The organism is Flavobacterium sp. UGB4466, assembly GCF_903469665.1.
Taxonomy (GTDB): Bacteria; Bacteroidota; Bacteroidia; order Flavobacteriales; family Flavobacteriaceae; genus Flavobacterium; species Flavobacterium lipolyticum.
In genome coordinates, this window is sequence record NZ_CAGKLC010000178.1 from 1 (window position 1) to 5,341 (window position 5,341).

Sequence of the window (5,341 nt, forward strand, 5' to 3'; positions counted from 1 at the left end):
GAATAAATTCAGGATAGCAATAGTAAATGTATTCTTTTTTTAAGAAAAAAACTAAAATTGACGTGTATTTTTTGCTGTACAACGAATAAAAGTAAAAAAGTGTTGTATATTTAAATTTTATGGTTACTTTTGCACCCAATTTTAACAAATAAATATATTGTTTATGAATCATTATGAAACTGTTTTCATTTTAAATCCCGTTTTATCTGAAGTTCAGGTGAAGGAAACAGTAACGAAATTTGAAGAATTTCTTACTAGTAGAGGAGCTGAAATGGTATCGAAAGAGGATTGGGGTCTTAAAAAAATGGCTTACGAAATCCAAAACAAAAAAAGTGGTTTTTATCACTTATTCGAATTCAAAGTAGCTGGAGAAGTTCTAATTGCTTTTGAAACTGAATTCAGACGTGACGAAAGAGTTATGCGTTTCTTAACTGTAAGTTTAGACAAACATGCTATTTCATGGGCGGAAAGAAGAAGAGCTAAATTAAAATCTACTAAAGCGTAATTATTATGTCTACAATCGAGCAATCTGCAAAAGGAAAAAAAGACGGAGATATCAGATATTTAACGCCTTTAAACATTGAAACTAACAAAACTAAAAAGTACTGTCGTTTCAAAAAATCAGGAATCAAATACATCGATTATAAAGATGCTGATTTCTTATTGAAATTCGTAAATGAGCAAGGAAAAATTCTTCCTCGTCGTTTAACAGGAACTTCATTAAAATACCAAAGAAAAGTGTCTGTAGCTGTAAAAAGAGCTCGTCACTTAGCTTTAATGCCATACGTGGCCGATTTATTAAAATAGTATAAAAAAAATCTAGTCGCTGGTTTCTGTTTAATCAGAACCTAACTTCTAAAAATAAGGACAACAACATGGAAATTATTTTAAAACAAGACGTACAAAACTTAGGATTTAAAGATGATGTAGTATCTGTAAAACCTGGTTACGGTCGTAACTTTTTAATTCCTCAAGGTTTTGCTACTTTAGCAACTCCTTCTGCTAAAAAAGTTTTAGCTGAAAACCTAAAACAAAGAGCACATAAAGAAGCTAAAGTAGTTGCTGATGCTAAAGCATTAGCTGAAACTTTAAAAGCTCTTGAAATTAAACTTACTGCAAAAGCTGGTGGAGAGAAACTTTTTGGTTCTATCACAAACATCGACATTGCTGAAGCTTTAGAGAAATCAGGTAACGCTATTGATAGAAAATTCATCACTAGTGGTATCGTAAAACGTACTGGAAAATATACAGCTAGCATCCGTTTACACAGAGATGTTATTGTAGAATTAGCATACGAGATTATCGCTGAAAAATAACATTTTGTTAACTTCTTGTTAATAAAATATAAAAACCACTCTTTTGAGTGGTTTTTTTTTGCCTAATTTTGAGAGGAATAACACTCTCAAAACCAGGAAAATGAAAAAAATCTTTGCATTATTACTAGGTGTGTTTGCCATAACCACTGCTATCGGGCAAACCACAACTTCGAGTATTAAGGGGATTATCAAGAGTTCTGCCAACGAACTCTTGCCCGGTGCTACTATCTTAGCAATCCATACTCCCACAGGAAGTAAATATTCAGCTGTTTCCAACGAAGACGGAAGGTTTAATATTTTGAACATGAGAATTGGAGGCCCCTACAAAATTGTTGTGACTTTTGTGGGTTTTCGAAATCATGAATATGCCGATGTGAATCTCGATTTGGGAAAACCTTTTAATCTTGATGTGGTTCTGGAAGACGAAAGCCAGACGCTCGAAGAGGTGAAAATCGTGTCTAAGGATAAAGTTTTTAAAAGTGGCAAAACAGGTGCCGAAACTACGATTGGAAAAAGAGAGTTAACGGCTTTGCCTACAATTTCAAGATCGGCGGAAGATTTTACCCGTTTGGAACCAACGGCAAGCGGAGGTTCTTTTGGCGGAAGAAACGATCAATACAATAACTACTCCTTAAATGGTGCGGTATTTAATAATCCGTTTGGACTAGATGCTGCAACACCGGGAGGTCAGACAGGATCACAGCCTATTTCGCTTGATGCTATTGAGCAGATTCAGGTAGCGACAGCTCCTTATGATGTTACTTTGTCGGGTTTTACAGGAGCTTCTGTTAATGCGGTAACTAAATCGGGGACCAATGAGTTTCATGGTACGGCGTATGGTTTTTACAGAAATCAGGATTTGACGGGAAATAAGATCAAGGGAGAAAAAATATTTGTACCTACTTTAGAACAAACCCAGGCAGGTTTTAGTTTGGGAGCTCCTATTATAAAGGATAAATTGTTCATCTTTGGAAATTTTGAAATTGACAAACGAAGTGATTTAGGATCCAATTTTGTGGCTAATAATAATGATGGTGTAACCGGAATTAATGAATCGAGAGTTTTAGAATCGGATTTAATTGCGGTTTCAAAAGCCTTGGCTAATTTAGGTTATGAAACAGGACCTTATCAGGGATTTAAGCATGAATCGAATTCGAATAAAGGGATTATTAAGATCGACTGGAATATCAGTGACAATCATAAACTGGCGGTTATTTATAATTTTCTGGATGCTTCAAAAGACAAACCGGCACATCCTACTGCACTGGGTTTTAGAGGGCCGAATGCTTCTATTTTGCAGTTCAGAAATGCCGGATATCAGATTAATAATAACCTGAGTTCTTTTCTGGTAGAGTTGAATTCAAAATTTAGTGAATCGGTTTCTAATAAGTTACAGGCGGGTTATTCGCATTTTAATGATTACAGGGTGCCATTTTCGGTTCCGGCTCCTGTGATTAATATTCAGGACGGAGCGGGTGCTAATTATATTATTGCGGGGCATGAGCCTTTTTCTATCAATAATACTTTAGATCAGAAAGTCATTCAGATCACTAATAATCTGAATTATAATGTGGGCAAACACGCGTTTACTTTTGGTGCTTCTTTTGAGAAGTTTAAGTTTGAAAACTCTTTTAATCTGGCCGGATATGATAATTTTGGAAATCCAAACGGATATGCCGGAACCTTCTTTACGCCCTATTTCACAACACAGGATTTTTTAAATGATGCGGCTAAGCCTTTTGCTACGAGTATTATTGCGCAGAATTTGAAATACGCTCAGGATGTTTTCGCCGCCAAGAATAATTTTAAAGTAGGAACTGATGGGGGATGGAAACTAGCGGAATTGAACGTAGGACAGCTCGCATTTTATGCACAGGATGATATCAGTATCGATGATAATTTCAAACTGTCTTTGGGATTAAGAATTGATAAGCCTTTGTATTTTAATACTGCCGATCTGATTCAAAAATATATAGATACTAATAATGGCGGAGCCAAAAGAAATAACGATACCGATTATTTCAATCCTCAGACTGGGCAGGCGGTTAAATTGATTTCGACCAATTTGCCAAGTGATCGAATTTTATGGTCGCCAAGAATAGGTTTTAACTGGGATGTTAACGGTAATGCTACCTCACAGCTTCGCGGAGGATCCGGAATTTTTACCGGAAGAATTCCTTTTGTGTGGTTAGGAAATCAGGTAAGTGGCGCTGATGATGGTTTTTTGCAGATTATGGATCCGGATTATAAATGGCCACAAGTCTGGAGAACCAGTTTAGGATTTGATCATCGATTTGAAAATAATTATATTGTAACGGCAGATTTGTCTTATAATAAGGATATTAATGCAGTACACGTTCAGAATTGGGGATTGAAATCTCCAACCGGAACATTAGCAGGTGTGGATAACCGACCTATTTATGTTGCAGCGGATAAAGGTGCAAACAATGCTTATGTAATGACGAACTCGAATAAGGGAAGTGCATTTAATGCCACTTTAAAAGTGCAGAAAAACTTTGAAAATGGATTGTATGCGAGTGTGGCTTATAATTATTTAAAATCTAAAGATGTTAACTCTATTGAAGCTGAAATTACAGGAGATGCTTTTGCTTTTAATCCGGCTTTAGGAAATGTAAATAACGATGTGCTTTCGAATTCTAAATATGGAGATAATCATCGTTTTATAGCAGTAGCTTCCAAGAAATGGAAGTATGGAAAAGATAAATGGGCGACAACAGTGTCTACTGTTCTTGAATATGCTCAAGGAGGGCGTTTTAATTACACGTATGGCGGAGATATTAATGGAGACGGCTCTAGTGTTAACGACTTGATTTATATCCCTACAACGGCTGAAATAGCTTTGATGAATTTTAGCGCACCGGGAGAAGGTGCTGCTTTTGATCAATTTATTTCTCAGGATAAATACATGAAGGACAGGAGAGGACAATATGCCGAGCGTTATGGAGCAATATCTCCGTGGAGAGGAAGGTGTGATCTGAAAATTCTGCAGGATTATAATTTTAAGATTTCTTCCACCTCAGATAAAAAGAATACCATTCAGTTTAGCATCGATGTTTTGAATTTCGGGAATTTACTGAATTCAAATTGGGGAGTTGTTCAGGTGCCTACAAGTGTTCAGCCTATCGGGGTTACGGTTGCCGGAAATACACCAACGTATACTTTTAATGGTACTCAGACCAAAACGTTTAATTATGACGCTAGTTTATTGTCCAGATGGCAGGCGCAATTTGGTATACGATACATCTTTTAGTAAAGCAAAAAAAGTTATAAATTTGCCCTCGCATTTGCGGGGGCTTTTTTTATAAATAGCACAGAAAGTTCTCCAATTTTATATAAGCTCTTTTTAGAGTGTTTAACACAAGAAAAAAAAATGAAATACGCAAGATTAACAAAAGAGCAATTTGATGAATTGCATGCAGAATTTGCAAGCTTTTTGGCAACGCAGGCTATCGATAAAGCAGAGTGGGATGAGCTTAAAATAAACAAACCGGAAGTTGCGGAGCAGGAACTGGATGTTTTTTCCGATTTAATCTGGGAAGGTGTTTTGTCGAGAGCAGAATTTTTGGAGCATTTTTCTAAAAACCATATTTTCTTATTCCAGTGTTTTGAAACTCATGTTCAGTCAATCGTATTGAAATCATTGGTTGCTGAAACTGATTTTTTGAGTAAAGAAGGATTGCAATGGCTGTCTGATAATATGTTTACCGAAAACATAGAAATGAAGGTTGGAAAAAAAGTGTTCACTGAGGAGAGAAACGCTTCTATTTTTGAATTAATTCAGCAAGGAGCATTTTTAAGTGACGGTCAATTGTTTACGCAGATCAACACAATTATTGAATCATAACTTTTTGAAGATTAAAAATTAGTAAATGTTTAACGTTTAGATGTTTGCTAATTTTTAGTTTTTTAACTTTTGTTGAAGTTTTAATGTTTTTTTATACCCGTATTTCTACGCATTTTTTCTGAATAATTTAAAGAATGCAGTTTTAGTATAGTAAATATAG

Annotated in this window: 5 protein-coding genes; all 5 read left to right on the forward strand. The window is 35.6% G+C overall.

The features are described from left to right. The first annotated feature begins 163 nt into the window (after positions 1–163). The 5 genes from rpsF to JO950_RS21145 all read left to right on the forward strand — a co-directional run bounded on the left by rpsF (position 164) and on the right by JO950_RS21145 (position 5,181). Complete coding sequence (rpsF, locus tag JO950_RS21125) at positions 164–505, forward strand: 30S ribosomal protein S6 (RefSeq protein WP_007810575.1); 342 nt, start codon at positions 164–166, stop codon at positions 503–505. Between the two features lie 5 nt (positions 506–510). Further along, a complete protein-coding gene (gene rpsR, locus JO950_RS21130; RefSeq protein ID WP_002987043.1) occupies positions 511–807 on the forward strand; it encodes a 30S ribosomal protein S18 in 297 nt (98 codons plus the stop codon). Between the two features lie 68 nt (positions 808–875). Then, complete coding sequence (rplI, locus tag JO950_RS21135; protein ID WP_070908551.1) at positions 876–1,316, forward strand: 50S ribosomal protein L9; 441 nt, start codon at positions 876–878, stop codon at positions 1,314–1,316. Between the two features lie 100 nt (positions 1,317–1,416). Further along, a complete protein-coding gene (locus JO950_RS21140; protein ID WP_202704416.1) occupies positions 1,417–4,587 on the forward strand; it encodes a TonB-dependent receptor in 3,171 nt (1,056 codons plus the stop codon). Positions 4,588–4,707: 120 nt separating this feature from the next. Next, positions 4,708–5,181 carry a DUF6495 family protein gene (locus JO950_RS21145; RefSeq protein ID WP_202704417.1) on the forward strand — a complete coding sequence of 158 codons (474 nt, stop codon included), beginning with the start codon at positions 4,708–4,710 and terminating at the stop codon, positions 5,179–5,181. The last annotated feature ends 160 nt before the right edge of the window (positions 5,182–5,341 follow it).

What these genes read in the sequence shown, in the direction of transcription:
- rpsF (WP_007810575.1), top strand. Translation starts at nt 164, where the DNA reads ATGAATCATTATGAAACTGTTTTCATTTTAAATCCCGTTTTATCTGAA.
- rpsR (WP_002987043.1), top strand. Translation starts at nt 511, where the DNA reads ATGTCTACAATCGAGCAATCTGCAAAAGGAAAAAAAGACGGAGATATC.
- rplI (WP_070908551.1), top strand. Translation starts at nt 876, where the DNA reads ATGGAAATTATTTTAAAACAAGACGTACAAAACTTAGGATTTAAAGAT.
- JO950_RS21140 (WP_202704416.1), top strand. Translation starts at nt 1,417, where the DNA reads ATGAAAAAAATCTTTGCATTATTACTAGGTGTGTTTGCCATAACCACT.
- JO950_RS21145 (WP_202704417.1), top strand. Translation starts at nt 4,708, where the DNA reads ATGAAATACGCAAGATTAACAAAAGAGCAATTTGATGAATTGCATGCA.